Annotated in this window: 19 protein-coding genes; 8 read left to right on the forward strand and 11 right to left on the reverse strand. The window is 63.3% G+C overall.

From position 1 onward, the window contains the following. The first annotated feature begins 14 nt into the window (after window positions 1-14). The 5 genes from FHY04_RS18600 to FHY04_RS18620 are packed head-to-tail and all read left to right on the forward strand — an operon-like array spanning window position 15 to window position 3,153. Window positions 15-320 (forward strand): hypothetical protein, encoded by a 306-nt coding sequence (locus FHY04_RS18600; protein ID WP_260171629.1) that lies wholly within the window; start codon window positions 15-17, stop codon window positions 318-320. 23 nt (window positions 321-343) lie between these two features. Beyond that, entirely contained in the window at window positions 344-673 is a 330-nt protein-coding gene (locus FHY04_RS18605) for a hypothetical protein (protein ID WP_183937397.1), read from the forward strand. Beyond that, entirely contained in the window at window positions 666-1,526 is an 861-nt protein-coding gene (locus FHY04_RS18610) for a CsgG/HfaB family protein (protein WP_133192282.1), read from the forward strand. The genes FHY04_RS18605 and FHY04_RS18610 overlap by 8 nt, the downstream gene beginning before the upstream one ends. Before the next feature lie 50 nt (window positions 1,527-1,576). Beyond that, window positions 1,577-2,647: a nuclease-related domain-containing protein gene (locus FHY04_RS18615; RefSeq protein WP_240699128.1), complete on the forward strand. Its 1,071-nt coding sequence runs from the start codon at window positions 1,577-1,579 to the stop codon at window positions 2,645-2,647. Then, on the forward strand, window positions 2,644-3,153 hold the full coding sequence (locus FHY04_RS18620; protein ID WP_133192284.1) for a hypothetical protein: 510 nt from the start codon (window positions 2,644-2,646) through the stop codon (window positions 3,151-3,153). Before FHY04_RS18615 ends, FHY04_RS18620 begins: the two co-directional genes overlap by 4 nt. Window positions 3,154-3,303: 150 nt before the next feature. Here the strand turns inward: FHY04_RS18620 and FHY04_RS18625 are convergent, their stop codons facing one another. The 9 genes from FHY04_RS18625 to FHY04_RS18665 form a co-directional block, all read right to left on the reverse strand. Beyond that, window positions 3,304-3,906 (reverse strand): plasmid pRiA4b ORF-3 family protein, encoded by a 603-nt coding sequence (locus tag FHY04_RS18625; RefSeq protein ID WP_133192285.1) that lies wholly within the window; start codon window positions 3,904-3,906, stop codon window positions 3,304-3,306. Beyond that, window positions 3,903-5,447 carry an IS66 family transposase gene (gene tnpC, locus FHY04_RS18630; RefSeq protein ID WP_409349178.1) on the reverse strand — a complete coding sequence of 515 codons (1,545 nt, stop codon included), beginning with the start codon at window positions 5,445-5,447 and terminating at the stop codon, window positions 3,903-3,905. The genes FHY04_RS18625 and tnpC overlap by 4 nt, the downstream gene beginning before the upstream one ends. A 61-nt stretch (window positions 5,448-5,508) precedes the next feature. Next, window positions 5,509-5,856: an IS66 family insertion sequence element accessory protein TnpB gene (tnpB, locus tag FHY04_RS18635; protein WP_133192286.1), complete on the reverse strand. Its 348-nt coding sequence runs from the start codon at window positions 5,854-5,856 to the stop codon at window positions 5,509-5,511. Further along, complete coding sequence (gene tnpA, locus FHY04_RS18640) at window positions 5,853-6,227, reverse strand: IS66-like element accessory protein TnpA (RefSeq protein WP_133192287.1); 375 nt, start codon at window positions 6,225-6,227, stop codon at window positions 5,853-5,855. Before tnpA ends, tnpB begins: the two co-directional genes overlap by 4 nt. 619 nt (window positions 6,228-6,846) lie before the next feature. After that, window positions 6,847-7,806, reverse strand: coding sequence for a DUF4365 domain-containing protein (locus tag FHY04_RS18645; protein ID WP_133192288.1), 960 nt, complete (start codon window positions 7,804-7,806; stop codon window positions 6,847-6,849). Between the two features lies 1 nt (window position 7,807). Next, window positions 7,808-8,302 (reverse strand): DUF4411 family protein, encoded by a 495-nt coding sequence (locus FHY04_RS18650; protein ID WP_221211882.1) that lies wholly within the window; start codon window positions 8,300-8,302, stop codon window positions 7,808-7,810. 10 nt (window positions 8,303-8,312) lie between these two features. Continuing rightward, window positions 8,313-9,485, reverse strand: a complete 1,173-nt coding sequence (locus tag FHY04_RS18655) for an ImmA/IrrE family metallo-endopeptidase (RefSeq protein WP_221211883.1) — start codon at window positions 9,483-9,485, stop codon at window positions 8,313-8,315. 116 nt (window positions 9,486-9,601) lie between these two features. Beyond that, window positions 9,602-10,231: an SOS response-associated peptidase gene (locus FHY04_RS18660; protein ID WP_133192290.1), complete on the reverse strand. Its 630-nt coding sequence runs from the start codon at window positions 10,229-10,231 to the stop codon at window positions 9,602-9,604. A gap of 48 nt (window positions 10,232-10,279) precedes the next feature. Further along, window positions 10,280-10,606, reverse strand: coding sequence for an HU family DNA-binding protein (locus tag FHY04_RS18665; RefSeq protein WP_260171630.1), 327 nt, complete (start codon window positions 10,604-10,606; stop codon window positions 10,280-10,282). Here FHY04_RS18665 and FHY04_RS18670 point away from each other — a divergent pair. The 3 genes from FHY04_RS18670 (at window position 10,588) to FHY04_RS18680 (ending at window position 13,086) form a co-directional block, all read left to right on the forward strand. Beyond that, complete coding sequence (locus FHY04_RS18670) at window positions 10,588-10,764, forward strand: hypothetical protein (RefSeq protein WP_165954594.1); 177 nt, start codon at window positions 10,588-10,590, stop codon at window positions 10,762-10,764. The two genes, FHY04_RS18665 and FHY04_RS18670, sit on opposite strands and share 19 nt — an antisense overlap. Before the next feature lie 397 nt (window positions 10,765-11,161). Then, window positions 11,162-12,586 (forward strand): transposase, encoded by a 1,425-nt coding sequence (locus FHY04_RS18675; RefSeq protein ID WP_133192292.1) that lies wholly within the window; start codon window positions 11,162-11,164, stop codon window positions 12,584-12,586. Window positions 12,587-12,828: 242 nt separating this feature from the next. Continuing rightward, complete coding sequence (locus FHY04_RS18680) at window positions 12,829-13,086, forward strand: hypothetical protein (protein WP_221211884.1); 258 nt, start codon at window positions 12,829-12,831, stop codon at window positions 13,084-13,086. Window positions 13,087-13,122: 36 nt separating this feature from the next. Here the strand turns inward: FHY04_RS18680 and FHY04_RS18685 are convergent, their stop codons facing one another. Continuing rightward, a complete protein-coding gene (locus FHY04_RS18685) occupies window positions 13,123-13,698 on the reverse strand; it encodes a recombinase family protein (protein ID WP_133192293.1) in 576 nt (191 codons plus the stop codon). A 254-nt stretch (window positions 13,699-13,952) separates the two neighbouring features. Beyond that, a complete protein-coding gene (locus FHY04_RS18690; protein WP_240699129.1) occupies window positions 13,953-14,594 on the reverse strand; it encodes a TorF family putative porin in 642 nt (213 codons plus the stop codon). Between the last annotated feature and the right edge of the window lie 245 nt (window positions 14,595-14,839).

Genomic DNA, 14,839 nt, shown 5'->3' on the forward strand with positions numbered 1-14,839 from the left:
CTCGAGGTCCAGCAGTGGCCGCCAGAGCAGCACAGTTCACGCGCGCCCTTCCAATCCTGTCGCCGGCGCGCTCGCGCGTGGTCGCCTGCGACGCACGAGACGAGGAGCACATGAGCAACTGGAGTTTTGAGGAAATGGGCGAGTTCGGGTCGGCGGCCGACGCCGACCGCTGGGCGAAGCGCCAAGGCCTCGCCCCACAGGACGTCCGGATCACCCACAAGGGGGACGGCGTGGAGCTGGAGGTCCGACGCTCGGCCCTCGGCGATGGCGGCACCCGCCACGACGACCGGCGCGACGGACGTCGCAACGGTTTTTTCTGACAATCAACGAAGGGGTTACAACTGTGAAGACACGACACATCACATCGATCGTCCTAGCGGGCTTGGCGTTCGCCACGCCCGCAGTCGCAAGCGCGGCACCGGCCAGCCCGGTCCTGCTCGCGATGGCCAGCTTCGCCGGCGAGAATGGCGGCACCGACGTGCAGCGCCGGGTGGCGGAGAAGACCGCGCATTATCGCGCGCATGCCAATCACAAAGGCAACTGCAAGGATTGCCCTGACTGCGCCGATTGCGCGAATTGCGATGACGCCGCCAAGACGGTGAGCGCCAACGAGGAGCGGGCCGGGATCTGCGATCCGACCAAGCACGCGAAAGCGGCGAAGGCCGGTGCATAAGCGCGCCGTTATCGCCATCGTGACGGCCGCTATCGCGGCCGTCACCCCTTCCACCCTCCTGGCGCAGAAGCTGGGGCAAGGCGGCACCGGCATCGACGAGAAGACCGAGCTGCCCCGCTGCGAAGTGCCTTTGGGCGTTGCGGCTCTGGTCGAGGAGAAGGCTGCAAACCCGGCCGACAGCCTCTCTCCGCAGCTGCAAGCTCTCATGCGTATGGCCGAAATGCAGAATGGCGGTGCGACGGCGCGGGTCGATCCGCTGCCCTTGGTCAAACTGATGATCGCGCGCTCGGGCTGCTTCCGCGTCGCAGATCGAGGAGAGGCGTTCAGCGCGCTCGAGCGCGAACGCGCGATCGCCGGTGGTGCCGCTGCGGCGCGCCCCGTCACCAAGGCGGATTATCTGCTCCAGGTGAACGTGGTCTACACCGACAGCAAGGCGCGAGAGAGTGGCGGCGGTGTCGGCGGTATGTTCGGGGGCGCGGTGGGGCTCAAGTCCAAGACGATGGAGAGCCAGGTCCTGCTCACGCTCGTTGACGTCAACACCGGCATCCAGGAGGCGGTAGCCAGCGGGTCGGCACGCAAGAAGGATGTCGGCGTTGTCGGGGGTGGTCTGCTGGTCGGCCTCGGCGTTGGAGCACTCGGAGGCACCTACGCGTCGACCGACATAGGCAAGATCACCAGCCTCGCGATGGTCGACGCCTTCCGGAAGCTGATCACCGACGCCAAGCCGCGACTTGAAGCCAAGCTGGTGCCGGCGAAGCCGCCTGCGCCGGTCCCTTCTGCGCCCGCAGCGATCCCGGCCGAAACGGTACAGCCGCTCCCTTCGCAGGCTCAGACGGGAACCCCGAAGCGATGATCCGGAAGCGATCGACACGATCTGCCGAACTGGCGTTGGCGGAGGAGATAATGCGCGATCCTGACTTCAAGGCGCTGCCGGATCGCGTCCGGTCAGCGCTTAAGAACCATGCGCGCGGACTCCGGGGAGAAAAAGAGACCGCGTTCATGCTCGATCGCGAGTTTGGGCCGGGCAACGACCGACACGTCCTTATTCACGATCTACGCATTGCCGATGGTCAGGGCGGCTTCGCTCAGTTCGACCACGTCCTGCTCTCGCGCTTTTCGCGCACGGCGGCAATTTTCGAGTCCAAGAATTATGCCGGCACGATCTCCAAGAACGCTCATGGCGAGTGGATGGTGTGGTATCGCGGCCAGCACCGACCACAGAACATCCCCAATCCGGTCGCGCAGGTTCGACGCCAACGCGACGTCCTCGCGGCCTGGCTGAAGCGCAAGGGCCACTCGAAGGCCTTCGAGCGGATCGGCGTATTCGTCTCCGTGCCCGCGACCAACAACGTCGACCGCTCTAAAGTCGGCGATGAAGAGCCAATCTACAAATGCGATAATCTCGTAGCGGAATGGATGCCATTCGGTGGAACCAGCACGTTGTCGCGCCTATTCTCGACGGGCGTCAGTGGCCCTCAGATGCTGGCGATCGCCGACCAGCTGATTGCAGACCATGTCGAGGAGCAAGACATCTACGTTCGGCTCGGAATCCATCCTGGGCCTGACGGCAGCTTGGCCGAGCCCGACGCCAGCGAAGCTGAAACTCCGGATCCCGAGCCGATCGTCGACGAACCTACCGAGCCAGCGGTGGAGCCAGTGATAACGGCAAGCGAACCCGCTTCGCCGGCAGCAGAGGCAGCCATCGCAGAGAAAGCGCCGCCCTTGCCCGGCCCTCGGAAAGCGGGCGCGCAGATCGAGGTCTGCGCAGGCATCATTGAGCGCACGCTACCAGACGGCCGTATCGCGTTCCGGGCTGCCAAGGACGATCATATCGGCCGCGAGGCGCTGACGGCGCTGTGTAAGGGAAGGGCGGTCTGGAACCCGATGTTCGCAAACTGGGTGTGCCTACCGGAAATCGCGACCGAGATACGTGCTGGCCTTCCGAGCGCCGTGCAGCTGGCGCAATTGCCATGAACATGATGAGCCTGCCGCGGCCGACGTGCCCGTACTGCCATGCAGAAATGCGACGCTGGCCGCTCGGGCAGGCGATGCTAGCCTGCGATACCTGCAGGCGCCCGATCGTGCGCTACCTTGCTCAGCCGAGCGCGCGCATCTTCCACCTTCGACCTGTCTACACCGTGATCTACGCTGCCGCTTTCGTGGTGCTCCTGATCACGATGGCCTTGATTGCCTTCAACCCGGTCGAGACGCGCCATATAATCCCAGCGATCGCCATACCGATCGCCATGTTCGGGGCCTGCGACATCGCGGACGGTTGGCTGTCTTGGCGCACCTCGATCGATCGAGGCTGGCGCACACTTCGCCGCGGCAGGGCGGCACGCGCGATCGGTCTGGCGCGCGGGCTCTTCGGCATCGCCGGCGTTGCTGTCGCAGTAATCGGATTGCTCGCCTACGACGAAATGGCAGGTCGCACGCGAGTGGGAACGCCATTCCCGAAAGTTCAGGCTGAGCGCTCGTGATGCCGCTCTGCCTTGTCCTTGGCGACAGCACGGCTGCGGGCACCGCAGACGCACTCGCGCTGCAGGGCATCCGATGCGAGGTTCACGCGCGCGTTGGAGCGCATGCGAGCGGCTTGGCGAGGGAGTAAGCGTGGCCGGTAGGCCGCCTTGCTATTGGGGGCGGCTTTTCTGGTAGGCGAGTTTGCCAGCGTGGCGGCGGATGGCGATGGCGGCGACAGCAAGTCGGGTGAAGCGTTCGTCGATGTCGTCGGCGTTGTAGGGTCCGCCATACCATTCGCGCAGGCGGTCGTGTTCTTCGTGGTTGGGGTCGGCCATGGCATCGAGGAACATCTCGAAGCCGGGAAGACCACCGACATCCTCGGGCGGGCAGCGTCGTTCGCCCTCGATGAAGCGCGGATATTTGGCATCGGGTTCACCGGGACTGACTGTCTCCACGGTGATGGTGTGCTGCCAGTCGTCACCCATGTCGTAGGTGTAGACGAGTTCCCGCACGCCCCGGTCGATGAGGGCCGCGAGCTTTACGTTCCTGGCCGCGGCCATGCCGCTCTCCGGCCACATTGGGTCGGGGATACCGTAGCGCCGGTTACCGGCCTCGAAATGCCACAAGTGGCAATTCTCCCAACCCATTGCGGCCTGAACGATATCGTGGAGCATCTTGAGGCTGGCGGTGACCGGCACGTCGACGCGGCGCCAGATGGCGGGTTCGATGTCGTTCAGGACGATATGCAGGCGGGCGATGGTGTCGGCGCTCATGCCGCCAGTCTGGCAGGTTCGGGAGGCCAGTTCCACGGCATGAGTTCGTCCCAGCGACTGGCGGGCCAGTCGTCGGCGACCCTGGCGATGACATCGGTGATGTAGGCCTGCGGGTCTACGCCGTTGGCCTTGCAGGTCTGGATGACGGTGTAGATGGCCGCGGCGCGCTCGCCACCGGCGCGTGAGCCGGCGAACAGCCAGTTGCGGCGCCCGACGGCGATGCCGCGCAGCGCGCGCTCTGCGATGTTGTTGTCGATCTCCAGACGCCCGTCACCCAGGAAGCGCGACAGCGCGGGCCAGCGCTTCGTGCCGTAGGCGATGGCTTTGGCCATATCCGACCTGGGCGACAGGTGGCGCAGCGCAGCGTCGAGCACTCCGCGCAAGGCCTCGACCAGTGGCCGGCTTCGTTCCTGTCGGCCGCGATGGCGTTCATCGGGTGGCCGACCCCGCACCTCGGCCTCGACCGCATAAAGCGCGCCGATGCGCTCGAGGATGTCGGTGGTCAGCGGCGTCGGGACACGCTCGTGCAGGTCGAAGACCTTGCGCCGGAAGTGCGCCCAGCATGCGACCTCGGTAACACCACCCCGGTAGAGCCCGTCATAACCGGCATAGGCATCGGCCTGAAGGAAGCCGCGGAACCCTGCGAGATGGGACGTTGGGTGCGCGGCGGTGCGGTCTGGCGTGAAGCGATACCAGGTCGCGCGCGGCGCCGTGCTGCCGGATGCCTGGTCGTCGGCCGCGTACACCCACAACCGTCCGGTCGCGGTCTTGCCGCGGCCGGGGTCGAGCACCGGCACGGGCGTGTCGTCGGCATGGATCTTGTCGGCCTTGAGCACCGCGTCACGGATGCGCGTGACGATGGGGTCGAGAAGCGATGCGGCCTGCCCGGTCCAGCCCGCCAGCGTCGAACGGTCGATGTCGAGCCCTTGCGCGGCCATCATTTCGGCCTGCCGATAGAGCGGCAGATGGTGGTCGAACTTGGACACCACGACGTGCGCCAGTGTGGCGAAGGTCGCTTTGCCCCGCGCGACGGCGCTGACCGGCGCCGGTGCCTGGACGATCTTCTCACAAGCCCGACAGCTGTATTTGGGGCGGACGTCGCGCACGACGCGCCAGCGCACCGGCACGATGTCGAGCATCTCGTGCGCATCCGAGCCGAGCAGGCGCAACGCACCGCCACAGTCCGGGCAGGTGCAGGCACCCGAGACCGGTTCGTGAACGACCTCCTCGCGCGGCAGATGCCCCGGCAGATTGCGGACGGGCACCGGTCGCGCTGCTACGCCGGGGTCCGCCGCCTCGGGCCCAGGCGCGTCGCGCTCCGTCTCCAGCTCCTCCAGCGCCAGTTCGAGCTGCTCGATCTCGCGGCCGAGCTTTTCGGACGACGTGCCGAACTGCATTCGCCGCAGCCGGGCGATCTGTCCCCGCAGGGTGTCGATGAGCAGGTCGCGGGCGGCGAGCGCGGCATTGGCCCGGGCAAGCGAGGCCTCCAGCGCGGCGATCCGCGCGGTGGCATCAGCAGGGGCAACGGGCGCTTCCGACACCCGGATTTCATAGCAGATTGCGTGGCAAGGGGCGAGCAAAAACGACGTAAAACCGCCGCTTTCACCCTGCCAGCGTCGGCACGAACGTCCGCTCGGGACGACGCCAGTCGATGCCCTCCAGCAGCATCGACAATTGCGCCGGCGTCAGCACCACCGTACCCGTCGCCGTTACCGGCCAGACGAAGCGGCCCCGGTCGAGCCGCTTCGAAAACAGGCAAAGCCCCTGGCCGTCGAACCACAGCAGCTTGACCAGATGGCCCTGCTTGCCCCGAAACGCGAACAAGGCGCCCGAATGCGGGTTCTCGGCCAGCACCTGCTGCACCAGCACCGCCAGACCGTCGAACCCCTTGCGCATGTCGGTCACGCCGCACGCCAGGAATACCCGCGTCGGCAATGGCACAGGGCTCACCGCAGCACCGACAGCACCCGTGTCAGCGCGCCTGCATCCACCGCGGCATCCACGCTCACCCGCACGCCACCCGGCAATTCGATATGGATAAATCCCGGTGGACATGGTGCCGGCTGCGGTGTCGGCGCGACCGGGTCTACAACCTGTACCTCGGCAAACACCGGCAACGAAGGCACGACGCCCGCCAGCTTGCCTTCACGCAGTTGCTTGCGCCACGTGTAGATCAGGCTGCTCGACACCTCACGCCGGGCGATGACGTCGCAGACGCGCACCCCCGGCCGGAACGCCTCGGCCAGGATCTCCAGCTTCTCCGCGTCCGACCACCGCCGCCGACCCGACACCCGGCCAACCACATCCATCCGACCAGTCATACGAGTGCTCGTATGACTGGCCGTCGAACCAAAAACTTCCCTCACCGCCCGCGCCCTCGTCAAAGACGACAAGCATCCTCACCGCCAGCGCTACCGCAAGGCGGTCTACCCAACACGCTTACGCGAGGGAGTGGCAGGGCGGCACCGCGCCGGTAGTCGCTCTGATCGCGCTAGGCTCGAACGATGTGGGAGACCCGCGCCTGGAACACAGCTTGATCGTGGTGCGCGCACGAACCCGGGCGCCCCGCGTGACGTGGCTCGTCCCGTATGAGCGTTCTGCAGCTCTAATCGTGACGAAAGTCGCCGTTCGGTTCGGCGACAGGGTAGTCCCGCTCGCCCAGGAACCCACCCGAGATGGGGTGCATCCGACCAGCTATCGCCCGGTCGCGAGCCGACTTGAATGGAAACCTTTTTCCGCGATCCGGAAAGAAGTTTCCAACGGGAGCCATGTCGCATCGCCAGCATGGGCCACCAGACCGCCTGTCAGAAGAGTGGTCGTGCTAGAGATGCAATAGGGCGAATGAGTTCGACCAGAGCGCTCAATAGGCGGTTTCGCAGGCCTCCCTCTTTCAGCTTATCCCAATTGCGATCTAATACTTAGTGCGCATTAAAAGCGCGATCAGGTGTCTCGGATATAAAATGGTAGGTAACGTGAAGCCAGCCACTCCTCTTCGCCGTAGCTCCAGACCGGCTCACCTTTGTAGTATTCATCGTCGATCAGGCCATCATCGTTAAGCTCGCCTACCTCGCAGGAATAACGGTTGAACAGGAGCCTGTAGATAGTTATCGGAACAGCGCTGCTTACTAGCTTCTGGAAATCGTCAGATAAGGCAAATGCGGACGGATGCTCCGCAATAAGCGCTAGAACTATCCGCTCCCCATATATGGCGTTACTCGGATATTCATCCAGCAGGTCCGAGAGCCTCTCGGTCTCGAACCTACCATATCGAGCAACCAGAAACTGTAACTGAACCGTTTCCTCGCCAATTGTAACAAGATGGTCGGCACCTCTATAATCTCGAGGCAAGGCGAAAATACCGCAGAACTCGACCCGTTCAGCGTGTTTTCCATGAATCCACCTTTGCGCGGCTAGGTCAATTACGCTCCTTAGGTAATTTCGCCGCGCGACTGACTCAAGCGTGGTCAGTGATCCTGCCAGCGTGCTCGTCTTTGCTATAGGTATCTTCCAACCGGTCTCGGTTAGTTCAACAAGCCCAGGATTGACTTCTGACCAGTAGGCGTCTCGTGTGTCCGGATGGCATATCACTACGATAACAGGCACCGAGAAGCCCAGCCAGTAATCTAGGTGCTTCATCTCACCACGAAAAACGAAGTGGTCGTCCTTTTCCTCTGCGAAAAAGCTGTGACCACATTTTATCTGAACAGCTATCAGCCGGCCTGTGCCGCGACGCTTTCCGTCAGATTCGCTGGAGAGCAGTTCAATTTCGCCGTCAATTCCAAGATCAGCCCGTTCTTTGGGCCGAAATAGGTGGCCGAGATTGCCCTCGACAGTCTCGTCGACGATCCTGACGCCGAGTGCGGCCAGGGCAGCCTCTCGTGAGTACTCAGGTAGGGCCATCTTAGGGCTGCCAGCCGGTAGTGAAGTCTAAAGCTTCGATCATGTCGAACAGAGAACAGCACGGCACTCCGAAGCCTTTGCAAACGTCAGGCACCTTGCGGTTGGCTCCCTGCTTGCTCGGCTTCGAGACCTCGAAACTGACGACGGTACGTTCGCCCGGTTCGAGGCGCCCGTAGGAGATAAGGAAGGGATCGCGGCCAACCAACTCGACGCCATTTTCGTCGAGCGGTCCATAGCCCGCCATTATAGTGTCTGCGACCAGCGCGGGATCAAGCTCCTCGGCAAGCACGAGCGCTGCCTTGCTCTCCTCCATGCACAGCCACTCAACGATATCGCCGCGCCCGGAAACAACTTCCTCATACTGCTCGAGCGGGATTTTGACGTTGCCGATCGTGCCTTGGTGACGCAGCCAGTCCCAAAACACAGGGAAGCGCTTGACCGGATAGGCGCGGCGGTCCCCGGTGATGAGTGTGTCGGCGTCCAGGAGGTACAGCAACCCGACCCCGCTATGCCGTTAATTCGGTCATGCGACCGATTGCCGTCGGCTTCACGCCGAGGACCTTGCCCGCCTTGGTGGTGGTCAGCGCGCCACCAGCGACCATGCGGTCGACCAGACTTAGCAGGCCTTGGCCAACCCGGTGACGCCGCACGACATAATAGTCAGGAGCACCCTTGCCGGCCCTCTGAGGAAACTCGCGACGATCTTCGTCGAAACGATCAGCCAACCGTCGGTACATTGCAGCGTCGATCAACCTCTCACGCAGCAAATTGTACGCCACCATCTTCCGGCTGACCTTCCGGGCGCTGGCAAAGGCGCCGATCTGCTCGACGAGATCCTCGAAAGCGACATCAACGTCGATCTCGCGCAGCTCATCGCGAACCAGCAGAAAACGAGCGGCAGCGTCGTCGCAGAGGCGCTCGATGGCTTGCTCGCCATCATAGCCGCTGATCCCACTCTGTCCGAGCAACACGTGCCCCAGCTCGTGTAGGAGAGTGAAGGGCCACGCCGTTTTGGAATCCGTCTCGTTGATGACGATGAAGGGCGCGACGTCATCCGCGAGCGCCATGCCACGAAACACACCAGGGCTCAGGTTGCTTCGATAGCTCCCGAGATTGCCGATCAGCAGGACATAGACGCCAGTGGCTTCGACAGCATCGCGGAGAATGCGGAACGCCTGCTCGATAGTGCGCGCCTCTCGGTATGCGGTGCGATCCAGCGCAAGAAGATCCGCCATCGCCGCAGCGAGGCCATCGGGTCCGGCCCGAGGATCCACGGATCCGACGAACGCGCGACGTTCGGCTTCCTCCGCATCTTCCAGCGCACCGCGCACGAGCGCCTGTCGCGTTCGCACGTCACGCACCAGCGCATCGACCGTCGCCTCCGCCCCGACCTCACGCTGTCGCAGCGTGCGAAAGTCGTGGGCCCTAGCCGCGGCTGCCGGCGGCTCCGGAAGGTAGAAGGTTAGCAACGGCCGCCTGTAACGATCAGCCATCTTCAGCAGCTGCGGCCGGCTCGGCTCCCGATCGCCATTTTCCATCTCCGCAAGGCGCGCAGATGCGCTCTCGCCGGCGAGCCCGATACCTCGCGCGGCGTCCTCAAGCGTCAGGCCCGCGCTTTCGCGCGCCCATGACAGGATCTGAGGATTGACCTTCGGCATCTTAGGCTCGGCGAACTCCACGGCTTGGCTGGATCGTTATGGACACTAGCGAGGCGTCTGTCAGGCCCTAGCTGGCGGTTGGCGTTCGAGAACCCGGCAACACGCGGTCCTTACGAACGCTACGAGCGCTTCTAGGCCTAGTCCTGCGAGATCGTCATCAACTGAGATGGGTAGGGAGCAACGAGCTCGCTGACCTCCTCCCAAGGAGCAGTCAACCAGCGGTCGTAATCCTCGTCATGGAGGATCACCGGCATAGCCTTGGGGTGGACCGGGGCCACAATCGCGTTCGGCTCGGTTGTGAGGAATCCGTAGGCGTTGCCCCGCTCTGTCGGTCGCCAGATGCCTGCAAAGGCAAAAATCGGCCGGCTTGGCACATCGAACCAATGCAGCGGCTTCTTTCCGTCCTCGCCGGGCGCAAGGCCATATTCGGAGAACGAGGTGACAGGCACCAGGCAGCGCCGAGCAGACGTCGTTAGCATCGACTTCCAAAAAGGTGAGCGCAAATTCCTGACGTTCGTTACGTACTTCGTCAATTTGACCGCCGGGTCGCGCTTACTCGGGACTTGCGTCGGGACGCCCCACTCCATGCGCTCGGCACGGCGCTCGTCGCCGTCCTTGACCATGACCACACCATAGAAGGGAGTCTTCTTGCCCGTCGGAAAGATGTCGCTGGGAGGGAAGGTCTCGTCAGGCTCATAGGGCGGCCGAATGCCAAACGTGGCCATCACCTCGGCCTGCTTAGCCGTGAGCCGATACCGATTGCACATCCGCGCCTCCTGTCGGCGCCGGCGAGCTGCCCCGCCGGCGCGCACGCCTCAAAGCTTGTCCTTCAAGCCCTTCGCCGCAGTGAACGCCACCTTCTTCGACGCCGCGATCGTCATGCTCTCGCCAGTCGCCGGGTTGCGACCCTCGCGCTCGGGCCGATCCTTCACGGTGAACTTGCCGAAGCCATTGATCGACACCTCTTCGCCCTTGGCGGCCGCGGCAGCGATCTGGTCAAACACTGCAGTGATCGTCTTCTTCGCGTCCGCCTCGCTTGCGCCCGTTGCGCTCGCGACACCCTTGGCCAGGTCACCGATGTTCATGCTATTGCTCCCTTGGAAAACCGGGAAGACCCTTACCGATGACGAGCGACGACACAACGACGGTGCTGGATGCGGCAAACGAAGCGGCCGTTCGGATGATGCTCGAGAAGCTCACCGACCACGACGTGACGGTGGTTTACAACAACGTCGGCGGAATTGGGCCAATCGGCGATGTCGCCGCTCAGGCGATGAAGGATCGAAACATCGACCTCTGATCCGCTACTCCTTCCGGCCTTTCGTGCGCGGAGCTAGCTGTAGCGGCTCGCAATGATAATCGGCCGGAACTGCAATAGAGGTCGTGTTCCGGCTCAGATTATGTGAGACGCTGGCGATCGGCGGGCGCACAATCGTTGACACGCAAATCACATTGGGTGCGGCGGACGCGAGATGTTCGCCGAGCGGCGAACGATTGCGGACACGTACCCCGCCAGAAAAGACCATTGGCATCGTGCAAGATGGTACTGATTTTCAGAACGGGTTTCTTGTCGTTTTCGGACCGGCTCGGGCGGCATCGCGCTACCGCGAGATAACCGCTCGGGGCTGTTGAAAAAAGCCTTCTGATCCGATCGCGGCTCCGACCGTTTCTATCCCAACGGATCGGGAGCAACGGTCATGATGGGCGAGCAGCGACAGGACAGCAAGCGTGCAGGCTGGCGAGCGCTGGCCTTGATGGTCCCCGCCGATCATATCCTACGCCGTATCGATCAGCTGATCGACTTTGGCGAACTGCGGGACGTACTCGCCTCGCATTATAGCCATCGCGGTCGCCCCTCAATTGCCCCCGAACTGTTGATCCGCATGGTTCTGATCGGGCGACTTTACGGTATCACGTCGGAACGCAGGCTATGTGAGGAGGTCCGATTCAACCTTGCCTACCGCTGGTTCTGCCGGTTGCCGCTCGATGTCAGCGTGCCGCACCACTCGACGTTCAGCAAGAACCGGCACGGGCGTTTCCGGGACGCAGGCATCTTCCGCGTGTTGTTCGAGCAGACGGTGCAGCGGTGCGCCGATGCCGGGCTAATCGCGCAAAAGGATGCGGCCATCGACGCATCGTTCGTCGCGGCTGATGCGAGTTGGCAGCGCAAGATGCGCGACGCCGATATAGCTGCATCCCGGCTTCCCCGACCGGTTAGGGAATGGATAGCAGATCAGGCGAATGCACCGCCCCAGGAGCATGGTGTGCCGCGCGGCAAGCCGGCGGAGGTATCGCGGACCGATCCCGCATCGGCGTGGTCTGCGCGCACCGCACGCGGGCGTTTCGGTTATGCCTTCAACATATTGATCGACACTCCGGGGGGCGTGGCGATCGACGTGGAGGCCAGCCCCGCGCGCTTTGCGGCAGAGGTCGATGCGGGGCGGGTGATGCTGGCGCGGGCGGGCGATCGTTTCGGCTATCGCCCCAAACGCGTCGCGGCCGACACCGCCTATGGCAGCGCCGCGTTCCAGGCATTCGTCAACGATCGTGGCACCGTGCCGCATATCCCGGTGATGGAACGATCCGAGCAGACCAAGGGGAAGTTTCCGCGCGAAGCCTTCCGCTACGAGCGGGAGGAAAACCGCTATGTCTGCCCCGCCGGGAAGCCGCTTCCATTTCGCGATGCCGATCGCAAAGCCGGTTTCCTCCGGTATCGGGCCAGCCCGGCCGATTGCCGCGCCTGTCATCTGAAACGCAAATGCGCGGTATCGACCAGCCGGTCGGTGACGCACAGTGAATTTGAGGACGTGCGCGAGTTGGTACGCGGCGAAATGCAGACGCCGCTGTTCAAGCGGTCGATGCGGCTGCGCCGGGGCGTCGAGCGATTATTCGCCGATGCGAAAGGCAAGCGCGGGTTGGCGCGGCTGCACCTTCGCGGGCTGCGTGGTGCCGAGGAGGAATTCCTGTTGGGCGCGGCCATCGCTAATCTCGTGCTGCTCGCTCGCCCCGACAATCGACCAGCCCGCTCCAGAAAACCGCCGCCACCACTGGAGCGGATCGACCGTATGGCGCGGATCAGCCGGGGCCGGTACGAGCAGTCCTATTATGCCACGATCTTCTGACGCTGATCGCGCCGCCATATAAAACGGGCCTGATTATACGTTTAGGCAGTTCGGCACACGAAAGTGACATTTACGTACGCCAGGGCGATCCGCCACGGGGCGGAAAAGCACCCTAAGCACGTCCATTATCTGGACATGGATTCACGGTTGACCAGCGCGGCGCTAATCCTCCGCTAAACAACGCCAACGCCAACGCCAACGCCAACGCCAACGCCAACGCCAACGCCGAATGCTGATTTGGCGTGCGTTTGCTCGTTTTCCAAAACGGAGGGTTTGCCGTCGAATCAGAAATGGTTGCCGGGCTCGATAGCGAGGAGCGCGCGCTTTTGGTCGCGGCGCTGGTCGCGCTTCGCTACGAACGCGGAAGGCAGTGGCGCGAGGCTTGCCGAATAGCTGACGATCGGGGCGATATCGAACCGCCGCTGGATGCCTACGGGATCGAGCAGATCAAGCGACTTGCCTGCCGCCTGGGCGGCGAGGCACGGCACTGGATGGACTGAACCGCTGCCGTTCGGCACGAGGTGCGTCTTACCGTTTTACGTGTCTTCGGCAGGGACAACCCTGCCACTGGCCGGAAAGTGCCGATAGAAAGTCGAAACCGACACGCCGACCGCTTCTGCGACGTCCTGCGGCCGGTCGCCAGCGGCGAGCAGTTTGACGGCCATGTCTCTTTTGCGGGGCGTCATGACGGATTTGCGCCCTCCGCCCCCGCCTGCCTTTCGACGCGCTGCCAGCCCCGCCATCGTGCGTTCGCGGATTAACTCGCGCTCCATCTCCGCGATCGACCCCAGAATATGAAAGACCAGACGGCCCGTGTGTGTCGCGGTATCGATTCCGTCCGTGAGCGAGCGCAACGCGATCCCGCGTGCCGACAATTCAGCCGCCAGATCGACCAGTCCCTTCATCGACCGCCCGAGACGATCGAGTTTCCAGATCACCAGTGTATCGCCCTTGCGGGCCTTGCCCAACGCTTCGGTCAGACCCGGCCGTACAATAGTCGCGCCGCTCGCCTTGTCTGTCGCGATGTGTTCGCAGCCAGCCGCGTTGAGGGCGTCCATCTGCAAAGTGAGATCCTGATCCGGGGTGGACACCCGCGCATAGCCAATGAGCATGCCGCTCCCTTCTCATAACTCCGTCTAAAATCCGTATCGTGAGAAAGTGATTTTGGGAACGGTTTTTGGGAAAACGGTAAATGGCGGTTTCCCGGCGTTGCCCGGGAGCGCCTATTTGGAAGCCGTCATTCCTACAAGACGTTCCTTTTTGGGAACCGCTGGAGGGGCGGCCTTTTGAACATGTGCAGGCGGTCCTGCCGAAGCATTTTGTGTACACATCAGTGTTAATTGGCACCCGCTGTCAGCGGTATTCGTCAGAACGAAACCTGGACGCGCCCTAAAATTCGGTCTCTGGCGTTGCGTCGATCGGCAAACCTAATCGCGATGGCGTTGTGGGAGACGTCAGTCCCAACATAATCGACTCCAATCGTCAGACGGTTGCGACGATGTTCGAGACCCAACCGCCAGTTGATGTAACTGCCGCCCGGACGAAGACGCTCGACCCGGATGGGGTCGCGGACGCTGCCGGATGAGTGGCCGATCTCGGCGAGCATAGTCAGCGGCGTACCGGGAATACCGGCATTGGCGTTCGCATAGATATGCACATTGCTACCACCGATCGCGCGCTGCGACGGGGCACCTATCACGCCGACCGTGGCGTAGAGCGGACCATAGGCATAGCTTGCCGATACGCCGGCCTCGACATAGTCCATGCGTCCTCGCGCGCCCGCGAATGTGTGGCCCGTGGCGTCGGTGCGGATACGCACCGCGCCCAGATCCCAGTCGGTTCCCACTGAAAGGTCGACGACCGCATCGGCGCCACCGTGTCGCACGCTGTTCCGAAGCGTTACCACGCGCGCCGATGCATCGAGCCGGCCGCGCGAGACGCGAATATCGCCTGCTAGCGCGGCACGTCCCTCACTCCAACTCAGCCCGCGCCGTTCCTCCTCGCTCATTACCTCCAAGGTTACCGACCCGGCATCCTGTGCAAACGCGGGCGTGATCAGGCCGCAACTTGCGGCACCGAGCACGCCCGCCAATCGAACGCGCCGGATCATCCTGCGCGCTGCGGACCGTGGATCTGGTCGAGCTCGACGCGCAGCATGTGCTCGTCTTCCTGCGCCAGCTTTACCAGATGCTGCTGCATGTCCGCGGACTTCGTCGCGACCTCCTTCTTGATCGCGCCATGGCTCGCAACGCA

The organism is Sphingomonas sp. BK481 (assembly GCF_014194875.1).
Lineage (GTDB): Bacteria > Pseudomonadota > Alphaproteobacteria > Sphingomonadales > Sphingomonadaceae > Sphingomonas > Sphingomonas aerolata.

Excerpts from the sequence above, each read along its gene's own strand:
- FHY04_RS18615 (WP_240699128.1), top strand. The coding sequence starts at position 1,577 with ATGCGCGATCCTGACTTCAAGGCGCTGCCGGATCGCGTCCGGTCAGCG.
- FHY04_RS18620 (WP_133192284.1), top strand. The coding sequence starts at position 2,644 with ATGAACATGATGAGCCTGCCGCGGCCGACGTGCCCGTACTGCCATGCA.
- FHY04_RS18625 (WP_133192285.1), bottom strand. The coding sequence starts at position 3,906 with ATGAGCGCCGACACCATCGCCCGCCTGCATATCGTCCTGAACGACATC.
- tnpA (WP_133192287.1), bottom strand. The coding sequence starts at position 6,227 with ATGACTGGTCGGATGGATGTGGTTGGCCGGGTGTCGGGTCGGCGGCGG.
- FHY04_RS18645 (WP_133192288.1), bottom strand. The coding sequence starts at position 7,806 with ATGGCCCTACCTGAGTACTCACGAGAGGCTGCCCTGGCCGCACTCGGC.
- FHY04_RS18660 (WP_133192290.1), bottom strand. The coding sequence starts at position 10,231 with ATGTGCAATCGGTATCGGCTCACGGCTAAGCAGGCCGAGGTGATGGCC.
- FHY04_RS18670 (WP_165954594.1), top strand. The coding sequence starts at position 10,588 with ATGACGAGCGACGACACAACGACGGTGCTGGATGCGGCAAACGAAGCG.
- FHY04_RS18675 (WP_133192292.1), top strand. The coding sequence starts at position 11,162 with ATGATGGGCGAGCAGCGACAGGACAGCAAGCGTGCAGGCTGGCGAGCG.
- FHY04_RS18685 (WP_133192293.1), bottom strand. The coding sequence starts at position 13,698 with ATGCTCATTGGCTATGCGCGGGTGTCCACCCCGGATCAGGATCTCACT.
- FHY04_RS18690 (WP_240699129.1), bottom strand. The coding sequence starts at position 14,594 with ATGAGCGAGGAGGAACGGCGCGGGCTGAGTTGGAGTGAGGGACGTGCC.